The sequence below is a fragment of the Desulfomicrobium escambiense DSM 10707 genome, assembly GCF_000428825.1.
Taxonomy (GTDB): Bacteria; Desulfobacterota; Desulfovibrionia; order Desulfovibrionales; family Desulfomicrobiaceae; genus Desulfomicrobium; species Desulfomicrobium escambiense.
The window spans coordinates 227,775-246,769 of sequence record NZ_AUAR01000004.1; the positions used below are offsets into that span (position 1 = coordinate 227,775).

The 18,995-nt window shown below is 67.2% G+C and carries 18 protein-coding genes; 14 read left to right on the forward strand and 4 right to left on the reverse strand.

Features of this window, described 5'->3' with window-relative positions:
* Positions 1 to 20: 20 nt before the first annotated feature.
* Positions 21 to 542 (forward strand): ribosome biogenesis factor YjgA, encoded by a 522-nt coding sequence (yjgA, locus tag G394_RS0105425; RefSeq protein WP_028576791.1) that lies wholly within the window; start codon positions 21 to 23, stop codon positions 540 to 542.
* Positions 543 to 698: 156 nt separating this feature from the next.
* Here the strand turns inward: yjgA and G394_RS0105430 are convergent, their stop codons facing one another.
* Entirely contained in the window at positions 699 to 1,178 is a 480-nt protein-coding gene (locus G394_RS0105430) for a hypothetical protein (protein ID WP_028576792.1), read from the reverse strand.
* 162 nt (positions 1,179 to 1,340) lie between these two features.
* Here G394_RS0105430 and G394_RS0105435 point away from each other — a divergent pair, with 162 nt between their 5' ends.
* From G394_RS0105435 to G394_RS0105475, 9 genes are read left to right on the forward strand one after another with little or no spacing between them, the layout of a single operon-like run.
* Entirely contained in the window at positions 1,341 to 2,171 is an 831-nt protein-coding gene (locus tag G394_RS0105435; RefSeq protein ID WP_028576793.1) for a phosphodiester glycosidase family protein, read from the forward strand.
* 42 nt (positions 2,172 to 2,213) lie between these two features.
* On the forward strand, positions 2,214 to 4,226 hold the full coding sequence (gene uvrB, locus G394_RS0105440; RefSeq protein WP_051306971.1) for an excinuclease ABC subunit UvrB: 2,013 nt from the start codon (positions 2,214 to 2,216) through the stop codon (positions 4,224 to 4,226).
* On the forward strand, positions 4,223 to 5,335 hold the full coding sequence (locus tag G394_RS0105445) for a potassium channel family protein (protein ID WP_084435364.1): 1,113 nt from the start codon (positions 4,223 to 4,225) through the stop codon (positions 5,333 to 5,335). The genes uvrB and G394_RS0105445 overlap by 4 nt, the downstream gene beginning before the upstream one ends.
* The gene (locus G394_RS0105450; protein WP_043774792.1) at positions 5,332 to 7,212 is read left to right on the forward strand and encodes a BRCT domain-containing protein; all 1,881 of its coding nucleotides are present in this window, start codon (positions 5,332 to 5,334) and stop codon (positions 7,210 to 7,212) included. Before G394_RS0105445 ends, G394_RS0105450 begins: the two co-directional genes overlap by 4 nt.
* On the forward strand, positions 7,209 to 7,994 hold the full coding sequence (gene dapB / locus G394_RS0105455) for a 4-hydroxy-tetrahydrodipicolinate reductase (protein WP_028576797.1): 786 nt from the start codon (positions 7,209 to 7,211) through the stop codon (positions 7,992 to 7,994). Before G394_RS0105450 ends, dapB begins: the two co-directional genes overlap by 4 nt.
* Positions 7,994 to 8,896, forward strand: coding sequence for an AAA family ATPase (locus G394_RS0105460; protein WP_028576798.1), 903 nt, complete (start codon positions 7,994 to 7,996; stop codon positions 8,894 to 8,896). Before dapB ends, G394_RS0105460 begins: the two co-directional genes overlap by 1 nt.
* Before the next feature lie 18 nt (positions 8,897 to 8,914).
* Positions 8,915 to 9,862 carry a DUF58 domain-containing protein gene (locus tag G394_RS21730; protein ID WP_028576799.1) on the forward strand — a complete coding sequence of 316 codons (948 nt, stop codon included), beginning with the start codon at positions 8,915 to 8,917 and terminating at the stop codon, positions 9,860 to 9,862.
* Positions 9,859 to 11,796 (forward strand): transglutaminase TgpA family protein, encoded by a 1,938-nt coding sequence (locus tag G394_RS0105470; protein ID WP_028576800.1) that lies wholly within the window; start codon positions 9,859 to 9,861, stop codon positions 11,794 to 11,796. Before G394_RS21730 ends, G394_RS0105470 begins: the two co-directional genes overlap by 4 nt.
* Positions 11,796 to 12,035 carry a hypothetical protein gene (locus tag G394_RS0105475; RefSeq protein ID WP_028576801.1) on the forward strand — a complete coding sequence of 80 codons (240 nt, stop codon included), beginning with the start codon at positions 11,796 to 11,798 and terminating at the stop codon, positions 12,033 to 12,035. Before G394_RS0105470 ends, G394_RS0105475 begins: the two co-directional genes overlap by 1 nt.
* Before the next feature lie 26 nt (positions 12,036 to 12,061).
* Here the strand turns inward: G394_RS0105475 and G394_RS0105480 are convergent, their stop codons facing one another.
* Positions 12,062 to 12,625 carry a chalcone isomerase family protein gene (locus G394_RS0105480; RefSeq protein WP_028576802.1) on the reverse strand — a complete coding sequence of 188 codons (564 nt, stop codon included), beginning with the start codon at positions 12,623 to 12,625 and terminating at the stop codon, positions 12,062 to 12,064.
* A 135-nt stretch (positions 12,626 to 12,760) separates the two neighbouring features.
* On the opposite strand from G394_RS0105480, the gene G394_RS0105485 reads away from it, so the two are divergent.
* The 3 genes from G394_RS0105485 (at position 12,761) to G394_RS0105495 (ending at position 15,688) form a co-directional block, all read left to right on the forward strand.
* Positions 12,761 to 13,480 (forward strand): metallophosphoesterase family protein, encoded by a 720-nt coding sequence (locus tag G394_RS0105485; RefSeq protein WP_028576803.1) that lies wholly within the window; start codon positions 12,761 to 12,763, stop codon positions 13,478 to 13,480.
* Positions 13,480 to 14,784, forward strand: a complete 1,305-nt coding sequence (locus G394_RS0105490) for a protein kinase domain-containing protein (RefSeq protein ID WP_028576804.1) — start codon at positions 13,480 to 13,482, stop codon at positions 14,782 to 14,784. Before G394_RS0105485 ends, G394_RS0105490 begins: the two co-directional genes overlap by 1 nt.
* A gap of 238 nt (positions 14,785 to 15,022) precedes the next feature.
* Positions 15,023 to 15,688 (forward strand): LysE family translocator, encoded by a 666-nt coding sequence (locus G394_RS0105495; RefSeq protein ID WP_169725535.1) that lies wholly within the window; start codon positions 15,023 to 15,025, stop codon positions 15,686 to 15,688.
* Between the two features lie 43 nt (positions 15,689 to 15,731).
* Here the strand turns inward: G394_RS0105495 and G394_RS0105500 are convergent, their stop codons facing one another.
* Entirely contained in the window at positions 15,732 to 17,894 is a 2,163-nt protein-coding gene (locus G394_RS0105500) for a malate synthase G (RefSeq protein WP_028576806.1), read from the reverse strand.
* 265 nt (positions 17,895 to 18,159) lie between these two features.
* On the opposite strand from G394_RS0105500, the gene G394_RS0105505 reads away from it, so the two are divergent.
* Entirely contained in the window at positions 18,160 to 18,576 is a 417-nt protein-coding gene (locus tag G394_RS0105505) for a secondary thiamine-phosphate synthase enzyme YjbQ (protein WP_028576807.1), read from the forward strand.
* A gap of 71 nt (positions 18,577 to 18,647) precedes the next feature.
* Here the strand turns inward: G394_RS0105505 and G394_RS18100 are convergent.
* On the reverse strand, positions 18,648 to 18,995 hold a 348-nt coding region (locus tag G394_RS18100), incomplete at its 5' end, for a cytochrome b/b6 domain-containing protein (RefSeq protein ID WP_043774847.1).

Consider the following 18,995-nt stretch of genomic DNA (forward strand, 5'->3'; position numbering starts at 1 on the left):
CGAACTTTACGGAGTCCAACATGACCGAATTCGTCTATGGAAACGAGGAGGACTGGGAAGGCCGGCCCAGCAAGTCACAGCGCAAGCGCGACATGGTCGCCCTGCAGAAGCTCGGCGAGAGCCTCCTGGAATTGGCGCCCGAGCAGCTGGAACGCCTGGGCCTGCCCGAGGACCTGGCCGAGGCCGTGCGCTTTTACCACACCCTGAAGGACAAGGAAGCCCGGCGGCGCCAGCTGCAGTTCATCGGCACGGTCATGCGCAAGATCGACCCGGAGCCCCTGCGGCAGGCCATGGATGAGTTGGATCAGCTCCGTTACCAGCAGGCCGAGGAATTCCATCAGATCGAGGAGTGGCGGGACGCCCTGGTGGGCGGTGACCGGGAGGTGCTGACGGAGCTTGTCGGGCGCTTCGGGCTGGACCCCCAGCAGTTGAACCGCCTGGCGCGTCTTGCGGCCGCCGAGAAGGAGGCAGGCAAGCCGTCCAAGAACGGACGCGCCCTGTTCCGCCTCCTGCGGCAGGCATTCGAGGGCGAAGCGGGCTAGCAGACCGTCCCAAAACGGCGATCTGCGGCGTCAGCGAAAAAAGCCAGACCGCTTATGTATGTGCAATACACTGCGCGTCCTGGCTTTTTTCGCTTCCTTGCATCTCACCATTTTTGAACGGTCTGCCTGCGAATTATGAGTTTTTGACAGTCACAGCTAGTTCTGGGTGCCGCCCGGGTCCATGGGCTTGTGCTGGCTCAGGTCGTACAGCCCGTGCACGGTGAAGGGCAGGGGGTAGCCCGGCACGATCTCGAAGCGGATGCGGCCGATGTCCTTGCCCTCGGGCATGGAGCGCAGGGACAGCAGGCCGCCGGGCAGGGGGAATTCGAGGACGTTGGTGGTGATGCGTGTCAGGCGCTCGGCATAGCGGCCGGCCAGATACTCGACGATCCGGTCCATCTCCTCGGCCGTGAAGGATTCCATGAGCACCTCGCGGCTGTTGCCGCGGCCCCCTGCCGCGTCCTCTCGCACGAGTTCGGCCCAAGGGTAGCCTGTTTCCTCAGTGGGATCCCACTGCGGCCGGAAGAGGTGGACCAGCACATCCTTGCGGCCTTTGAAGGCCCGGATGCAGACGGTGGCGACATGGCCGCGCGGACAGGGCGGCGGGGACTGGGCTTCCTTGCGGACTATCTCCATGAGACCTTCCTCCGTGAGCAGGCGTTGGCGTCAATTTTTCATGCAGTCTAGCACGGTTCGGCGCGGGCTTCAATGCCGGTCGGCCGGTTCTGCTTGAAATGATTCCGCTTCTGTGGAATGTATCGGCAATGGGCCAGGCCGTGGCCCAACGGAGTCTCCCGCATGTTCGCCATTCTCCCTCGCGCTCTCTTTTCCCTTCTGGTGCTCTGCGCCACAGCCTCCGCGCTGCACGCGGAGGACTGGAGGCTGCTGGCGCCCGGACTGGAGTTGCGCGAATTCCTGGTTCCGGACCGGGTCGGCGATCTGGCAGGACAGCAGGGCGGCATGGCCGTGCTGCGCATCGACCCGGACCGCTACGACCTGGCTCTGGGCGCGGCCCTGAAAACGGGCGAGATGCGCAGCATGCAGGACTGGGCCAGGCTTTCGGGCTTCGTGGCCGCCATCAATGCGGGCATGTTCCGCTCTGACGACCGCCTGCGCAGCACCGGCTACATGCGCGATTCCAGCGTCTTGGTCAGCGACTTCCTGCATCCCAGCTACGGCGCGTTTTTGGCATTCCAGCCCCGCGAAGCCTCCCTGCCTCGGGTGCGCTGGGTGGACCGCAAGCTCGACCCCGACTGGGAGGCCGTGCTCACGGCCTATGACGGCATCATCCAGAACTACCGCCTCATCAGCCGCGAGCGGGAGAATCTCTGGGCCCAGAACGATCGCCGCCATTCGGCCGCGGCCATCGGCATGGACGTGTCGAATCGCGTGCTGTTCATCCACTGCAGGCCGCAGGTGACCCTGCACGAGTTCGCCCAGGCCCTCCTGGACCTGCCCCTGGACCTCATCGGCGCCATGTACGTCGAGGGCGGGGCCGACGCGGCCATGTACGTCGACGTGTCCGGCTATGTCGGGCGGTTCGTGGGCGAATACCAGTCCGACTTCTTTCAAGGCAGCAACCGGAATTTCTGGCCCGCACCCAACGTGCTGGGCGTCAGACCCAGATAGCCCCTCTCGGCGCCGCGCCCGCCGCGCGGCGTGCAGGTACGCATGTCCCTCTTCCAGCTTGAATCCGAATTCGTGCCCCGCGGTGACCAGCCCGCGGCCATCGACGCCCTCTGCGCCGGGGTGGAGCAGGGCGTGCGCGACCAGGTCCTCCTGGGCGTGACCGGCTCGGGCAAGACCTTCACCATGGCCCACGTCATCGCCCGCACGGAGCGGCCGGCCCTGATCATGGCCCCCAACAAGACCCTGGCGGCCCAGCTCTACAACGAGTTCAAGGGGCTCTTCCCGAGCAACGCCGTGGAGTATTTCGTCAGTTATTACGACTACTACCAGCCCGAAGCCTACCTGCCGCACTCGGACACGTACATCGAGAAGGATTCGGCCATCAACGAGGACATCGACAAGCTGCGCCACGCCGCGACCCACGCCCTGCTGACGCGGCGCGACGTCATCATCGTGGCCTCGGTGTCCTGCATCTACGGCCTGGGCTCGCCCGAATACTACGCCAAGATGGTCATTCCCGTGGAGTGCGGGCAGCCCATCGCCATGGAGACGGTCATCGGGCGGCTGGTGGACGTGCAGTACGAGCGCAACGACTACGACCTGCACCGCGGCACCTTCCGCGTGCGCGGGGACGTTTTGGAGATCATCCCGGCCTACGAACACGAGCAGGCTCTGCGCCTGGAGTTCTTCGGCGACGAGATCGACGGTATCTACGAGACGGACCCCCTGACGGGCGAGATCCTGGCGCGCGTGCAGAAGACCGTCATCTACCCGGCCAGCCACTACGTCTCGGACCGCGACAACCTGGTCCGGGCCATGAGCGACATCCGCGAGGAACTGCGGCTTCGGCTGGAGTATTTCCGCGCCAACAACATGCTCGTCGAGGCCCAGCGCCTGGAGCAGAAGACCCAGCTGGACCTGGAGATGATCGAGGAACTGGGCTACTGCAACGGTATCGAGAACTACTCCCTGCACCTCGACGGCCGCAGACCGGGGCAGCCGCCGGCCACGCTGCTGGACTATTTTCCCAAGGATTTCCTGCTCTTCATGGACGAGTCGCACATCTCCGTGCCCCAGGTCGGCGGCATGTTCAACGGCGACCGCTCGCGCAAGCAGACCCTCGTGGACTACGGCTTTCGGCTGCCCTCGGCCCTGGACAACCGCCCCCTGTGCTTCGACGAGTTCCTGGAACGCATCGGCACGTCCGTCTTCGTCTCGGCCACGCCCGCCCCCTGGGAGCTGGAGCGGGCCCAGGGCGTGGTCGTGGAGCAGATCATCCGGCCCACGGGCCTGCTCGACCCGGAGATGGAGATCGTGCCGACCAAGGGCCAGATGGACCACCTCATGGGGCAATGCCTGGAGCGCATCGCGGCGGGCGAGCGGGTCATGGTCACGACCCTGACCAAGCGCATGGCCGAGGACCTGACGGAGTTCCTGCAGGCCAGGGGCGTGCGGGCGCGCTACCTGCACTCGGACATCGACACCCTGGAGCGCGTGGCCATCATCCAGGCCCTGCGCGCCGGGGAGTTCGACGTACTGGTGGGCATCAACCTGCTGCGCGAAGGCCTTGATATACCGGAAGTCTCTCTGGTAGCCATTCTGGACGCGGACAAGGAGGGCTTCCTGCGCTCCACCCGGTCCCTGATCCAGACCTTCGGCCGCGCGGCGCGCAACGTGCGCGGCAAGGTCCTGCTCTACGCCGACAACGTGACACGCTCCATGGCCGAGGCCATGGGCGAGACGCGGCGGCGGCGCGAGCGCCAGGCCCTGCACAACGAGGAGCACGGCATCGTCCCGCAGTCCATCCGCAAGAAGTCCGAGAACGTGCTGTACGACCTGCATCAGGAAATCAAGGAGCAGGAGCGGGCGGCCGAGCGGACCGCGGAGTACGACCCCGGCCCGGACAACGCGGCGAAGGAAGTGGCGAGACTGGCTCGGGAAATGCGCAAGGCCGCGGAGATGCTCGAGTTCGAGGAAGCCGCGCGCATCAGGGACCGCATCAAGGCCTTGGAAAAACGTTACAGCCTGGAAGGCTCGAAGGCGACACGACCATGAACACGTGCTCATTGCGCAGCTCGTTCCTGCGCCGCTTCCTGCCCGGCTGCTCCGCCCGCCTCAAGGGCTTCACCGGCCTCTACCAGACCGTGAAGTTCCGTTTCGGCTCCTTTTTCCCGCTGGTGCTGGGGGCCGGCTTCCTGCTGGGCGTCTTCCTCTACGGGCTGTTCATTTTCATGGCGGTGGAAGGGTGGAACCTGCTGGACAGCTTCTACCAGGTGGTCATGACCCTCTCCACCGTCGGGTACATGGAGCTGCACCCCCTGTCGGACCGGGCGCGGCTCATGGTCTCCTTTCTCATTCTCATGGGCGTGGGCAGCTTCGCCTACCTCGTGGGTGCATTCACGCAGGTCGTGGTCGAGGGGCGCCTCCACGACTTATGGGGGAAACGCAAGGTGCAGAAGATCATCGACTCCCTGGAAAATCACTATATCATCTGCGGCTACGGGCGCATCGGTGCGGTCATCGCCGAGGAATTCCGGCGGGAGGAGCTGACCGTGGTCGTCCTCGAAAGGGATCCCGACCTGCTGTTCGAGCTGGAGCGCGACGGCCACCTCTTCCTGGCCGGCGACGCCACCACCGACGAACTGCTGCTGGCCGCGGGGGTCGAGCGCGCCAAGGGCCTTTTCGCCTGCGTCAGCCAGGACGCCGAGAACGTGTACATCACCCTGTCCTCGCGCCAGTTCAACCCCCGGCTGACCATCATCGCCCGAGCCGACCGGCCCGAGTCCGTGGCCAAGCTGGAACGGGCAGGGGCCAACCGCGTGCTGACCCCGCACCAGATCGGCGGCAAGCGCATCGCCCAGGTCATGCTGCGGCCCACGGTGACCGATTTCATGGACCTGGCCACCCAGGGCCACAACCTGCAGATGGAGGAAATCCTGATCCGGCCCGGCTCGGAGCTGGTCGGCACGAACCTCATCACCTCCGGCATCCGGCCGCGCTTCAATCTCATGATCATCGCCATCGAGAAGGCCTCCGGGAAGATGATCTTCAACCCTCACCCCGAAACGTCCATCGAGGCCGGCGACACCCTGGTGGCCGTGGGCCCGCCTGAGAATTTTCCCGGACTGCAGGCCGCGGGCCGGGCCGCCGGAGGCGAGGCATGAGCCTGCCCCTGAACCTGCCGTCCGAGGCCGACCGCCTGGCCGAGCGCCTGGCGGAGTACAACGAAGCCTACCGCAGCGGCGCGCCCGTGGTCAGCGACGCGCAGTACGACCAGCTTGTCGAACGGCTGCGCGAACTCAGACCCGACCACCCCTTCCTGCATCGCGTGGAGCCCGAGACTTTCGCCGGCAAGCGCGAAATCCGCCATCCCGCGCCCATGCTGTCCACGGACAAGGCCTACACGGCCGAGGAACTGGCCCGCTTCGTGGCCCGGGTCGAGAAGGAGGCAGGGGAGATAGGCATCACGGACGTCCGCTACCGCGTCACGCCCAAGCTCGACGGCCTGGCCGGCCGCGACGACGGGACCTTCTTCGTCACGCGCGGCAACGGCGAATCGGGCTACGAGGTCAGCTCGGCCTTCGCCAAGGGCATGATCCCCCTGGGCGGCCGCGGCCGGGGCGTGGGCGAGATGGTCATCCTGCGGAGCTATTTCGACGAGCACCTGTCCGATGCCTTCGAGCACCCGCGCAACCTCGTGGTCGGCATCGTGTCCTCGGACACGGTCAACGAACTGGCCGCCAGGGCCCTGGCCGACGAGGCCGTGCATTTCGTTCCGTACAGCGAACTGCCGAGCGAGGTGGTGGACGGGGCGGAGCTGCTGGCCCGCCTGGACGGGATATGGGCCGAGCTTTCGGCGCAGGTCGACTACCCGCAGGACGGCCTGGTCGTCGAGGTCACGGACGAGGACGTGCGCCGCACCATGGGCGCCACCAGCCACCATTACCGCTGGCAGGTCGCCGTCAAGCGCAAGGGCGAGACGGCCGTGACCGAGGTCGAGGACGTGGTCTGGCAGGTGGGCCGCACGGGCAAGGTCACGCCCGTGCTCATGGTCAGCCCCGTGAACGTCTCGGGCGCCACCATCCGCCGCGTCACAGCCCACAACGCAGGCTTCCTGGAGAAGAAGGGCCTGGGGACGGGAGCGGAGATCGAGATCATCCGCAGCGGCGAGGTCATCCCCAAGGTCGAGGAGGTTCTCGTCCCAGCTCCTGCGCACCTGCCCGAAGCCTGCCCCTCGTGCGGCACGCATCTCGAGCGTGAGAACGATTTCCTGCTCTGCCGCAACGAGCACTGTCCGGACCAGGTCGTGCAGACCATCGAGCACTGGTTCAAGATTCTGGGCAACGCGGACTGGTTCGGCCGCAAGACCGTGGAAAAAGTCGTCCGTTCGGGGTATGACAGCCTCGAAAAGGTGTACGAGTTGGGCGAGGAGGATTTCCGCGCGATGGGTTTCGGGCCGGTGCAATCGGCCAACCTGGCCGAGGCCGTGTACCTGAGCCGCACCCGCGAGGTCGAGGACTGGCGTTTCCTGGCCGCCCTTGGCATAGAGGATCTGGGCAAGGGCGACAGCCGCAAGCTCCTGGAGAATTTCCGCCTGGAGGAACTGCCTGGCATCGGGCAGGAGCGGATCGAAGCCATCCGCGGCTTCGGCGCCGTCACTGCCCGCTCCGTCGCCGCGGGTCTCGAACGCATGGCCCCGACCCTGCGCCATCTGCTCGCCCTCGGTTTCAACATCCGTCCCACGGGCGCGGCACGGTCCGAAGGCTCGGCGGGAGCGAGCCCCCTGGCGGGCAAGCACGTGGTCTTCACGGGCAAGATGCGCGGCTCCCGCGAGGAAATGCAGGAGCAGGCCAGGGCCCTGGGGGCCTTGGTGCAGAGCGCCGTCAACGCCAAGACCGACTACCTGGTCTGCGGCGAAAACGTCGGGGCGGCCAAGACGGCCAAGGCCCGGCAGTTCGGCACCGCAATCCTGAACGAGGAAGAGTACGTGCGCTTGATCGGCGTGGACGAGAACCATCAACACGAGGAGTTGGGACAATGAGCATTCCTGTCATCATCATGGGCGCCAAGGGGCGGATGGGTTCCACCCTGGTCCGTCTGGCCTCGGAATCCGACGATTTCAGCGTGCAAGGGGTTGTGGAGCGGGCCGAGTACAGCGCCGGGCTGGAGCTCCTGGGCTGCCCCGTGGCGCATGACCTGCAGGACCTGCTGCCGTCCTGCCCGGGCGCAACCGTCATCGACTTCACGGCTCCGGAAGTGAGCCTGTCCACGGCCCGCAAGGCCTCCAAGACCGGCAACCCCGTGGTCATAGGCACCACCGGCCTCTCGGCCGAACAGCTGGCGGAGCTGGAGACCCTGGCCAGGGATATTCCGATCTTCTGGTCCCCGAACATGTCCATCGGCGTCAACGCCCTGGTCCGCGTCCTGCCCATGCTCGAACGCATCCTGGGCGAGGCCTACGACATGGAGATCACCGAGATCCATCACCACCACAAGAAGGACGCGCCCAGCGGCACGGCCGTGAAGCTGGCCCAGGTCCTGGCCGAGTCCCGCGGCTGGAAGATGGAGGACGTCGGTAACTACGGCCGCCAGGGCATCATTGGCGCCCGTCCCCACGAGGAACTCGGCGTGCACGCCCTGCGCGGCGGCGACGTGGTCGGCGACCACACGGTCTACTTCTTCGGCCCCGGCGAGCGCATCGAGGTCACCCATCGCGCCCACTCCCGCGAGAACTTCGCCCGCGGCGCCCTGCGTGCGGCGTCCTGGCTCTCGGGGCAGAAACCCGGCCGGCTCTACTCCATGGGCCAGCTCCTGGGGGCCTAGTGAACGGCACCCTGAAGAAGGCCCTGGAACTCCTGGGCGGCGTGGTCCTGGGCAAGGAGACGCAGCTGCGCCTGTCCGTGGCCTGCCTCCTGGCCCGGGGGCACCTGCTCATCGAGGACATTCCGGGCATCGGCAAGACGACCCTGGCCAAGGCCCTGGCCACGGTCCTGGGCCTGGACTTCAAGCGGGTGCAGTTCACCAACGACCTCCTGCCGGCCGACGTGCTGGGGGTCTCGGTCTTCGACGCGGCCGAGGCCTCCTTCGTCTTCCACCCCGGCCCGGTCTTCACCAACGTGCTCCTGGCCGACGAGATTAACCGCGGCACCCCGCGGACCCAGAGCGCATTGCTTGAGGTCATGGAGGAGCAGCAGGTCAGCCTGGACAACAGCACGCGCCTGCTGCCCCGGCCCTTCTTCGTCCTGGCCACCCAGAACGCCCTGGACCAGGCCGGAACCTACCCGTTGCCCGAGTCCCAGCTGGATCGCTTCCTCTTCCGCATCAGCCTGGGCTACCCGGACCTGGACTCGGAGCTGGAGCTGCTGGGCCGCAGCCAGCACGGCGGGCGGCCCGTCCTGCCCGAGGCCGTGACCGGCGCCGACGAGATCTTGGACCTGCAGGAGCGCGCGGACCACGTGCGCACCAGCACGCCGCTGCTGCGCTACGTGCGCGACCTGCTGGAGTGGACGCGGGCCGGCGGGCGCTTCGTCAACGGGCTCTCGCCCCGGGCCGGGCAGGCCCTGGTGCGTGCTTCCAGGGCCTGGGCCTTCCTGGACGGCCGCGACTACGTCCTGCCCGAGGACGTGCAGGCCGTCTTCCCGAGTCTGGCCGTGCACCGCCTGCGCCCGGCCGGCGGCACGCCCGTGGACATGGCCGCCGTCCTCGACGCGGTGCCCATCCCCTGACGGGGCCGGGAGCGGCGCATGGCCCTGCCACGTTTCATCCGCAACCTAGTGCTGGCCCGGTTGCGGGCCGATCTGCCCGCGCGTCTGGGCCGCAAACGAATCTTCATCCTGCCCACCAGGGCCGGCATGGTCTTTGGCGCCTTCCTCCTGGCCATGCTCCTGGCGGCCATCAACTACACCAACAACCTCGCCTTCCTGCTGACCTTCATCCTCGGCAGCGTGGCCGTGGTCTCGGCCATCCATGCCTATGCCAACCTGGCCGGGCTGGAACTGGAGCACGGGCGGCTCCTGCCGGCCTACTGCGGAGACGAGGCCCGGCTGCAGCTCATGTTCCGCGCCGCGGGGCGCGAGCGCAGGCGTCTGCAGGTGCGGGTCGGCGAGGCTGCGGCCGAGGCGTCTCTGGCAGCGGGCGAGGGCAGGGAACTGGAACTGGGCGTGCCCACGGTCCGGCGCGGCCCGCTGCCCCTGGACAAGGTGGTGGTCAGCACCCGCTATCCCTTGGGCCTCTTCCGGGCCTGGTCGCCCCTCATCCTGCCCGTGACGGGCCTGGTCTACCCGCGCCTTCTGCCCGTGGACGCCCTGGACTGGCACCTCATGCAGGGCTCGGGCGAGGACGGGGGCCTCGGCGCCGTGGCCCAGTCGGGCGAGTTCGGCGGCATCCGGCCCTACCGGCCCCAGGACGGGCCGTCGCGTATCTCCTGGAAGGCCTCGGCCCGCGGCCTGGGCCTCTTTTCCAAGGAGTACCGCTCGGGCGTGGCCCGGACCATCGTCTTCGACTGGAACGAGGTCCGCGCCTCGGAATACGAGGAGCGCATCAGCCTCCTGGCCGGGCTGGTGCGTGAGGCCGAACGCCGGGGCCTCGGCTACGGACTGCGACTGCCGGCCCTTTTCATCGAGCCGGGCAGCGGCGCCGCCCACGCCCATCGCTGCCTGGAGGCCCTGGCCCTCCTGCCGGAGGCCGCATGATCCATGACAAGCGGCGCTTCAGCGTGGTCCTGGCCGCCCTGGCCGTGGCCTTTGCCCCGCATCTCCTGCGGGTCCCGGCATTCGTTGCGGGCTTCGTCTGCGCGTCCTGGGGCTACGCCCTGGGCATGCAGTACCGCGGCTGGCCCGTTCCGCCGCGCTGGCTGCGCGTCATCCTGGCCCTGGGCTGCCTAGTCCTGGTCTTCGCGTACTACGGCCGCTCCTTCGGCCGCGACGAGGGCGTGGCACTCCTGTCCCTCATGCTCGGGCTCAAGGCCGTGGAGAGCAAGTCCGTGCGGGACATGCTGGCCCTTCTTTTTCTGGCCTATTTCGTGGTCGTGACCAACGTGCTCTATTCCCAGGGCCTGCTCATGAGCGCGTACATGATCCTGTCGGTCCTGGCCGTGACGGCTGCTCTGGTCCACCTGCACTCGGCCCGGCCCACTCTGGCCCCGGACCTGCGCAGCGGCGCAGTGCTCCTGGCCCAGTCCCTGCCGCTGGCCCTGCTGCTTTTCGTCTTTTTCCCCCGCCTGCCGGGCGCCCTGTGGGGTGTGCAGGACGACCGCGACGAGGGCGTCACGGGCTTCAGCGGCACCCTGGAGCCGGGCTCCGTTTCGAGCCTGTCCCTGTCCGGCGAGGTCGCCTTCCGCGTGGACTTTTTCGGCCCGGCCCCGGATCGCGACAGCCTGTATTGGCGCGGCCTCGTGCTCGATACATTCGACGGGAGCAAATGGTTCCGAAACCTCCCCTTCGAACTGGCCGAGAAGGCCGACGGACTTCCGCCGGACCGGACGGAGTACGCCCTGACCGTGGAGCCCCACGGCAAGGAATGGCTCTTCGCCCTGGACCTGCCGGTCATCGCCCCGCGCGGGACCGTGCTGCGTTCGGACCGGACCCTGGTCAGCCTGCGCCTAATCCGTTCCCGCATGCGCTACGACCTCGTTTCCGCCCCGGCAGCGCCCGCCGTTGAGCCTGTGGGCCCGCAATGGACGGCCCTGCCCGAGGACGGCAACCCTCAGGCCCGGGAGCTGGCCCTGAGGTGGCGGGGCGAGGGCCGCGGAACGCGCGGTCTGATTGCGGCCGCCCTGGACCTTTTCCGCGAGGGCGGATTCGTGTACAGCCTGCAGCCCGGAGCCATGGAAGGGGACATCATCGATCAGTTTTTGTTTGCCTCCCGAAGGGGATACTGCGAACATTACGCCTCGGCCATGACCTTCCTGCTGCGCAGCGCCGGCGTGCCGGCCAGGGTGGTGGTCGGGTACCAGGGCGGGGAGTTCAACCCCATGGGGCAGTACCTCATCGTCCGCCAGTCCGACGCCCACGCCTGGGTCGAGGTTTGGGAGGACGGGCGCTGGTTGCGGGTGGACCCGACCTCCGTGGTCGCCCCGCAGCGGCTGACCGTGGGCGCCGAGGCCGTGTTCTCCCCGCAGGGGCAGGGTGAGGCCGTGCCCGAAGGACTGCGGGCCCTGCGCCGGGTAGGCCGCTTTTTCCAGCTGGGCTGGGACGCGGCCAACAACTCCTGGAACCAGTGGGTGCTGGGTTTCAGCCACGACAGGCAGCGAGGCCTGTGGCAGCGTCTGGGCCTCGACCCGTCGACCCGCGCCGGAGCCGGCAAGCTGGCGGGCCTGCTGGCCATGGGGCTGGCGGTCGTTTTGGGGACGGTCTTCTGGTTCATGCTGCGTTCGCGGCGGGCCCACACGGACCCGGTCGCCATCCTGTACGCCCGGTTCTGCCGCGCGATGGAGCGGGCAGGGCTGCCCAGACGGCCTTCGGAAGGACCGGTGGACTACGCTGGGCGCATCGGCCTGGAGCGTCCGGACCTGGGGTCGGCGGCGCGTGAGATCGCGGACGCGTATGTGGCCCTGCGCTACGGTGTGCGCGGGGATATGGATGCTTTCAATCGCCTGGTGGGCGAATTCATAGGGAGAAAGATGTGATGGACGAGAAGAAGGGTGCCCTTGTGCCGGTGGAGAAGGCGGAGGAATCCGACGCCGCGCCCGTGGTCACCCCCGTCGAGGAGGAGTACCGGCAGGCCAAATCCTATTTTCAGGAGTCCGCGGTGCAGGCGGCCAGGACCAACGCCGCCCTGCTGACGGTGCTTGGTCTGTTCGTGATCCGCGGCGTGCGCTACGCCTGGGAGGCCGTGAGCCGTTATTTTCCCTGGAACAGGAAATGAAAAAGGCGCCCTGAGGCGCCTTGCGTCTAACGCTGGCCGAGAATGCCGGCCTTGAATTTTTCGCCGGGTCCGGGCTTGGGGCCGATCCAGCAGGCCAGCAGGGCGTCGCTGAAATCTTTGCCCTCGATGACGCCCTTGACCTGGCCGCGCACCCGGATGGTCGTGCCCTTGGCTGGTAGGTAGACGCATTCCAGGGTCTGTCCCTTGTCCAGGGTTTCCATCATGATGCCGAGGCTGGCGAAGCGCTCCTTCAGGGATGCGTCGGCCGCCGGGGTGTTGGCGGCCAGGCCGTCCAGCCAGGCCGACGCGATCTTCTCGGCCCCGACCTCGCGCAGGAAATGCATGGTCATGACCCGAGGCGCGTCGGCGGCCAGGATCGCCGCCGGGTCGCCCGAGTGCGAGGAGAGGTACAGGCCGGCCGCGTATACGTCGAAGAATGTGAAGGTACGCATGCCCATGCCGTTGAGCTTCAGTTCCGTCCCACTTTCGGTGACCGTGTCGGGCAGGGTGACGTCGCCTAGAGTCGCGCCCGAGGCGGGCGAGGACAGGCAGAGGACGAAGAGGCACACGAGGATGTATTTGCGGATCATGGTCGTTCCTTGAGCGTCTAATTTATTGGAATGATGGCGGTGTTTGAATGTCTTCACGGTTGGGTTGAGCGTCCGCTTAACACCCTCCGGGACAAATGAAAAGAGGCGGCTCGGCCTTCGGCGTATGGGGAAAGCATGCTCGTTGCGATTCTTTCGGACATTCACGGCAACCTCGAAGCCCTGACCTCGGTCTGGGCGGACATGGCGGCTTTCGCCGTGGACGAGGTCGTCTGCCTGGGGGACATGGTCGGCTACGGGCCCAACCCCGACGAGGTGCTGCGGTCCGTGCGCGACCGGGGGGCGCGTTGCTGCCTCGGCAACCACGAGCTCGGCATCGTCAGCCGGTCCGAGCGGTCCTGGTTCAACCCCACGGCCAGAAAGGGCCTGGCCCTGACCGCCGCTCTCCTGTCCCCCGACAGCCTGGCCTTCATCTCCGGCCTGCCGCGCTTCATCATGCTGGCCGGAGCGCGGTTCGTGCACGGGTTTCCGCCCGACAGCGTGACGACGTACCTGTACCAGGCCGCGGACGACCGTTTGGCCTTTTGGTTCGACCGGGGCGAACCCCTGACCTTCGTCGGGCACACCCACGAACTCATGCTGCTGCTCCGGGACGGCGCCGGGATCGAACGCCGCGAACTCGGGGCGGGCCGCTTCGGCCTCGTGGACCGGCCCTGCATCGTCAACGCCGGCAGCGTAGGGCAGCCCCGCGACGGCAACAATAACGCGAAATATCTTCTCTGGGACACGGACGGGAACACCGTGGACGTGCGCTTCGTGCCCTACGACATCGCCGCCACCGTGGCGAAGATCCGCGAGCGCGGCTTTCCCGAGTTCTACGGGTCGAGGCTGTGGTGATGGACATCGGGCGCTACACCGTCCTCGGCCCTCTGGGGCGCGGCGGCATGGGCCGGGTCTTCAAGGTCCGGCACCGGGAGCTCGGGCGCGTCATGGCCCTGAAGCTCCTGGAACCGCCGGAGATTCTTGTGGATCTCATGGGCGCGGCAGCCGTGCGCGAGGCGTTCCTGCGCGAGGCGAGCATCCTGGCCGGATGCGACCACCGCAACATCGCCCAGGTCTGGGACCTCGACGAGGACCGGGGGCGGCCCTTCATGGTCCTCGAATACCTGTGCATGAACGTCGGCTCCCTCATCGGCGAGGGCCGGATCATGGAGGCGCCGACGCGGATTGTCCCGCCGCGCACGGCCCTGGATTTCGTGCGCCAGACCCTCGACGGGCTCGGGTATCTGCACGACCGGGGCATCGTGCATCTGGATGTCAAACCGGCCAACCTGATGCTCGGCGCGGACGGCACGGTCCGGCTCATCGACATGGGCCTTTCGCGGCTGCGTGGGGAGGCGTGGGCCAGGCCGCGCGGGCTCAAGGTCGGTTCGCCCTATTACGCCGCGCCCGAGCAGGAGGCGCGGCCCGAGACGGCCGACGCCCGGTCCGACCTCTATGCCGTGGGCGTGATCCTGCACCGGCTGCTGACGGGTCTTCTGCCCGAAGAAGGCATCGCGCAGACGGAGCTTTTTTCAGATGTCTGGAAGGAATTTTTCGCCCGTGCCCTGGCCGCGGACCGTGAAGCGCGGTTCCCCGACGCGTCGGCCATGCGGGCGGCCCTGGGTGCCCTGGAGGCTGACCTGGACAGGCGCGCCGGGGCGGACTGCGTGCTGCGCGAGGCCGAGTGCGAAGTCATGGGCGCGTTGCGGAAGGAGCCCGTGCGCACCGGAGTGTCCCGGTCCTGTCCCTTCGGCTTTCTGGACGGGCTGTGCAGGCCGAGGACGTTTCACGAAGCGGAGCTGGAGGAGATCGCGGACGGATGGCTGGACCGGTGCACCGGTCTGGTCTGGGGGCCGGTCTCGCCCTGGCCCATGACCTGGGAAGAGGGGATGGCCCTGGCGCGGCGGGATGCCGTGGCGGCGGAGGGCTGGCGCATGCCCACGGTGGATGAGGCCGTGTCGCTCTTGCGGCCAGGGCAGGAACTGGGAGAGTTCTGCCGGCGTCCGTTCGGCGACAGGTATCTGTGGCTGTGGACGGCGGACCGCAGAAGCTTTACGTCGGCCTGGTTCGTGGACGTCGGGGGCGCGGCGGTGCTGGCCCAGGACAGGACGTGCAGGTTTCATGTGCGGCTGGTGAGGTCGGTGCAGCGGGCCGGATGAAAGTGGGCGAAGTGGCTCCGAGACGGCTTTGGGTCGGTTTGCGGGACGCGGCGACTGTCCGACCGAGCCTGGCATCGTTTGCTTCCCGGCCGTGTCCCGTCCGAAGCGAAAGCGACTGACCGGAGATCAAGGCCGGGAAGCATTACGAGGCCGGCGAGGAAGTTTCGTCGCGCCCCGCAAACCGACCCAAAGCCTTGCCGCGTATCCGGGACCGGATCGAAGAAATTTTCGGATGAACATGAGTGATGTTGAGGAGGTTCAGGTGGAGAGCGGGTTTTTGCAGGTGTTTGCGGTGGGGGTGGCCGTGGCGGTGGCGCCGGGGCCGGATTTTTTCATGGTTCTGCGCAACAGCCTTTCGCGCGGGCGCATGGCCGGGGTCATGACGGCATTGGGCATCGGGTCGGCGCTGGTCGTGCACGTGGTCTACTCCGTGCTGGGGCTGGCCCTGGTCATCGCGTCGAGCCCGGCCGTGTTCGGGCTGATCAGGATCTGCGGGGCGCTGTACCTGCTCTACATCGCGGCGCGCTGCCTCGTGGCGCGGAAGTCCGAAATGCCCGAAGTCTGCGTCGAGGAGGTACCGGCCGGATCCAAGGATTCCCCCTTTCGCGGCTGGCGCGAAGGGTTCTGGTGCAACCTGCTCAACCCCAAGGCGGCCCTCTTTTTTCTGAGCATCTTCTCCCAGTTCATGACCCCCGACACGCCCGGCGCGGTGCGCTGGATCTACGGTGCCGAGGTCATCGTCATCGTCACGGCCTGGTTCACGCTCCTGGCCATCTTTCTGTCCACGGGCCGCATGCGCTCCATGTACGCGGGGCTGGCCCGGTGGATCGACGGCGGCGTGGGCCTCATTTTCGGCGGGGTCGGGTGCTCGATCCTGTGGCAGGAGGCCAGAAGGGTGCTGTAACGGCGAAGGGGCGGAAATTCCGCCCCTTTCGCGTTGTGGAGTCTTATTTGAGGTCTTTGGCTTTGCGCGCCCGTCTCCTGGCGTGCAGGATGGGTTCCGTGTAGCCGCTCGGCTGCCGGATGCCCTTGAAGATGAGGTCCTTGGCGGCCTGGAAGGCAACGCTGGCCTCGAAGTCCGCGGCCATGGGGCGGTAGGCCGGGTCGCCGTGGTTTTGACGGTCCACCACGGCGGCCATGCGCTTGAGGGTTTCGAGGACCTGTTCCGGGGTGCACAGGCCGTGATGTAGCCAGTTGGCCAGGTACTGGCTGGAGATGCGCAGGGTGGCGCGGTCCTCCATGAGGCCCGTGTCCGTGATGTCCGGCACCTTGGAGCAGCCGATGCCCTGGTCGACCCAGCGCACCACGTAGCCCAGGATCCCCTGGCAGTTGTTGTCCAGTTCGCGCTGGATCTCTTCGGGCGCGAGCTTTCCTTCCAGCAGCGGCAGGGTCAGCAGGTCGTCCAGGCTGGCCCTGGCCTGCCCGGCGAGTTCGGCCTGGCGGGCGAAGACGTCCACCTCGTGGTAGTGCATGGCGTGCAGGGTCGCGGCCGTCGGGGATGGCACCCAGGCGCAGTTGGCGCCGGCCAGGGGGTGGGCCTGCTTGGTCTCGACCATCTGGCGCATGCGGTCGGGCATGGCCCACATGCCCTTGCCGATCTGGGCCTTGCCCGAGAAGCCGCAGGCCAGGCCCGTGTCCACGTTCCAGTCCTCGTAGGCCAGGATCCAGCGCTGGTTCTTCATGGCCGCCTTGGGCACCATGGGGCCGGCCTCCATGTTGGTGTGGATCTCGTCGCCGGTGCGGTCCAGGAAGCCGGTGTTGATGAAGATGACCCGTTCCTTGGCCGCGCGGATGCACTCCTTCAGGTTGACCGAGGTCCGGCGCTCCTCGTCCATGATGCCGATCTTCATGGTGTGGCGGCCGAGGCTCAGGGCGTCCTCCACGCGGTCGAAGAGTTCGCAGGCGAAGGCCACTTCCTCGGGTCCGTGCATCTTGGGCTTGACGATGTAGACGCTGCCGGCGCGGCTGTTGCGCAGGGAGCCGAGCTCCTTGATGTCGTGCACGGCGACGAGGCCCGTGACCATGGCGTCGAGGATGCCTTCGGGGATTTCATGGCCGTCAAGGAGCACGGCGTCCGTTGTCATGAGGTGCCCGACGTTGCGCACCAGCAGGAGGCTGCGGCCGGGCAGGGTCAGGATCGAACCGTCGGGGGCGGTGTAGGCGCGGTCGGGGTTCAGGCTGCGGCAGACGGTCCTGCCGCCCTTGTCGAAGGCGGCCTGCAGGTCCCCGCGCAGCAGGCCCAGCCAGTTGGCGTAAGTCTGGGCCTTGTCCTCGCCGTCCACGGCGGCGATGGAGTCCTCGAAATCCACGATGGTCGTCACGGCCGCCTCCAGGATCACGTCCTTGAGGCCCGCGGGGTGGGCCGAGCCGATGGGGTGGGCGCGGTCGATGCACAGCTCGATGTGCAGGCCGTGGTTGCTGAAGAGCAGGGTGCCGGGCGCGTAGCCGGCGAAGGCCGCCGGGTTGCGCAGGCCTGTGGCGGCGCCGGGAAGGGCGGCCTCGAAAACTTCCATTCCGCCTTCCGTCCGCGTGCGGTACTCGATGACGTCGGCGTGGCTGCCCGTGGCCAGGGGCAGCACCTTGTCCAGAAACGCGGCCGCGAACTGCATGACCTTGGCGCCGCGCACGGGGTTGTACTTGCCGGTCCGGGTCGCGCCGCCGTCCTCAGGCAGCACGTCGGTGCCGTAGAGCGCGTCGTAGAGGCTGCCCCATCGGGCGTTGGCGGCGTTCAGGGCGTAGCGGGCGTTGGTGGCGGGCACCACGAGCTGCGGGCCGGCGATGGTCGAGATTTCGGGGTCCACGCCCGCGGTGCTGATGGAGAAGGCGCTCCCCTCCGGCACGACGTAACCGATGGACATGAGAAATTCCTTGTAGGCCGCCGGGTCATGGGCCTTGCCCGTCCGCTCGCGGTGCCAGGCGTCGATCCGCTTCTGCAGTTCTTCGCGTTTGGCCAGCAGCGCCTGGTTGCGCGGGGTCAGGTCCCGCAGGATCGTTTCCAGGGATGCCCAGAAAGCGGTGTCCGCCACGCCCGTTCCGGGCGCGACCTGTTCACGGATAAGGTCATAGAGGGGCTTTGCGACGTTCAGTCCGCCGACGGGAATGTAGGTCATGGGCTGCTCCTTGGTTGGAATGGAAATTGGTCCTACCAATATCCGGGAACCGGCGTCGGGTCAATGTTGGGAACAAATTCACGTTGATTCCCGCAGTGCAATGAAGACGAGAAGTTGGGTGACCGGTTGGGCAGGATTTTCATTCATGCGGATGAACGCGTGGCGGCGACCTTGATTTCGCCCGCCCGCCGGAATCCGTTGGACGTTCGGCTTGAACCCGCTCTGTCCCGAGGGTACACGGCGGCAGGACTCACAGGAGGAAGGCATGAAAAGCTATCGCAAGGAACTTTGGTTTCAGGTGCCCACACGCCGGGCCTTCATCAATATCACGGGCGAGGTCGAGGACTGCCTGCGCGAGAGCGGCATCCGGGAAGGCCTCGTGCTGGTCAACGCCATGCACATTACCGCCTCGGTCTTCATCAACGACGACGAGTCGGGTCTGCACCACGACTACGAGAAGTGGCTGGAGAGGCTCGCCCCCCATGAGCCCGTGGCGCAGTACCGGCACAATGTCGGCGAGGACAATGCCGATGCGCACATGAAGCGGCAGGTCATGGGCCGGGAGGTGGTCGTGGCCGTGACCGATGGGCGGCTCGACTTCGGGACCTGGGAGCGAATCTTTTACGGCGAGTTCGACGGGCGCAGGCTCAAGCGCGTGCTGGTCAAGATCATCGGTGAATGAACTGCTCGCAATGAAAGGGCCACGGCCCGCAAGCAGCGGACCGCGGCCCCGAGTCTTGAGGGGAGGATGACTCAGCGTTTCTCGTGCACTTCCCACTCGGCCACTTCGCCTTCCTCGACCTCCTCCCAGCCGCTGAACATGGCCGCGACGTGGCTGGTCAGGGTGTGGCCGGTGGTGGTCATATAGACGTGGACCACCACGAAGGCCAGGATGGCGAAGGCGCAGGCCAGGTGAATGAGCGCCAGCAGGCGCAGGTTCAGGAAGGTCAGGTTCCAGATGGCCCAGTCGTTGTAGAGCCAGTACAGCAGGCCCGTGCCCATCTGCAGGGTCAACAGGATCGCCGTCAGGCCCAGGTACGTCAGGCGCTGCAGGGGGTTGTGCTTGGCCTCCCTGGACTTCTGCACCGGGTGCGGCAGCCC

Excerpts from the sequence above, each read along its gene's own strand:
- yjgA (WP_028576791.1), top strand. The coding sequence starts at position 21 with ATGACCGAATTCGTCTATGGAAACGAGGAGGACTGGGAAGGCCGGCCC.
- G394_RS0105430 (WP_028576792.1), bottom strand. The coding sequence starts at position 1,178 with ATGGAGATAGTCCGCAAGGAAGCCCAGTCCCCGCCGCCCTGTCCGCGC.
- G394_RS0105435 (WP_028576793.1), top strand. The coding sequence starts at position 1,341 with ATGTTCGCCATTCTCCCTCGCGCTCTCTTTTCCCTTCTGGTGCTCTGC.
- uvrB (WP_051306971.1), top strand. The coding sequence starts at position 2,214 with ATGTCCCTCTTCCAGCTTGAATCCGAATTCGTGCCCCGCGGTGACCAG.
- G394_RS0105445 (WP_084435364.1), top strand. The coding sequence starts at position 4,223 with ATGAACACGTGCTCATTGCGCAGCTCGTTCCTGCGCCGCTTCCTGCCC.
- G394_RS0105450 (WP_043774792.1), top strand. The coding sequence starts at position 5,332 with ATGAGCCTGCCCCTGAACCTGCCGTCCGAGGCCGACCGCCTGGCCGAG.
- dapB (WP_028576797.1), top strand. The coding sequence starts at position 7,209 with ATGAGCATTCCTGTCATCATCATGGGCGCCAAGGGGCGGATGGGTTCC.
- G394_RS21730 (WP_028576799.1), top strand. The coding sequence starts at position 8,915 with ATGGCCCTGCCACGTTTCATCCGCAACCTAGTGCTGGCCCGGTTGCGG.
- G394_RS0105470 (WP_028576800.1), top strand. The coding sequence starts at position 9,859 with ATGATCCATGACAAGCGGCGCTTCAGCGTGGTCCTGGCCGCCCTGGCC.
- G394_RS0105475 (WP_028576801.1), top strand. The coding sequence starts at position 11,796 with ATGGACGAGAAGAAGGGTGCCCTTGTGCCGGTGGAGAAGGCGGAGGAA.
- G394_RS0105480 (WP_028576802.1), bottom strand. The coding sequence starts at position 12,625 with ATGATCCGCAAATACATCCTCGTGTGCCTCTTCGTCCTCTGCCTGTCC.
- G394_RS0105485 (WP_028576803.1), top strand. The coding sequence starts at position 12,761 with ATGCTCGTTGCGATTCTTTCGGACATTCACGGCAACCTCGAAGCCCTG.
- G394_RS0105490 (WP_028576804.1), top strand. The coding sequence starts at position 13,480 with ATGGACATCGGGCGCTACACCGTCCTCGGCCCTCTGGGGCGCGGCGGC.
- G394_RS0105495 (WP_169725535.1), top strand. The coding sequence starts at position 15,023 with ATGAGTGATGTTGAGGAGGTTCAGGTGGAGAGCGGGTTTTTGCAGGTG.
- G394_RS0105500 (WP_028576806.1), bottom strand. The coding sequence starts at position 17,894 with ATGACCTACATTCCCGTCGGCGGACTGAACGTCGCAAAGCCCCTCTAT.
- G394_RS0105505 (WP_028576807.1), top strand. The coding sequence starts at position 18,160 with ATGAAAAGCTATCGCAAGGAACTTTGGTTTCAGGTGCCCACACGCCGG.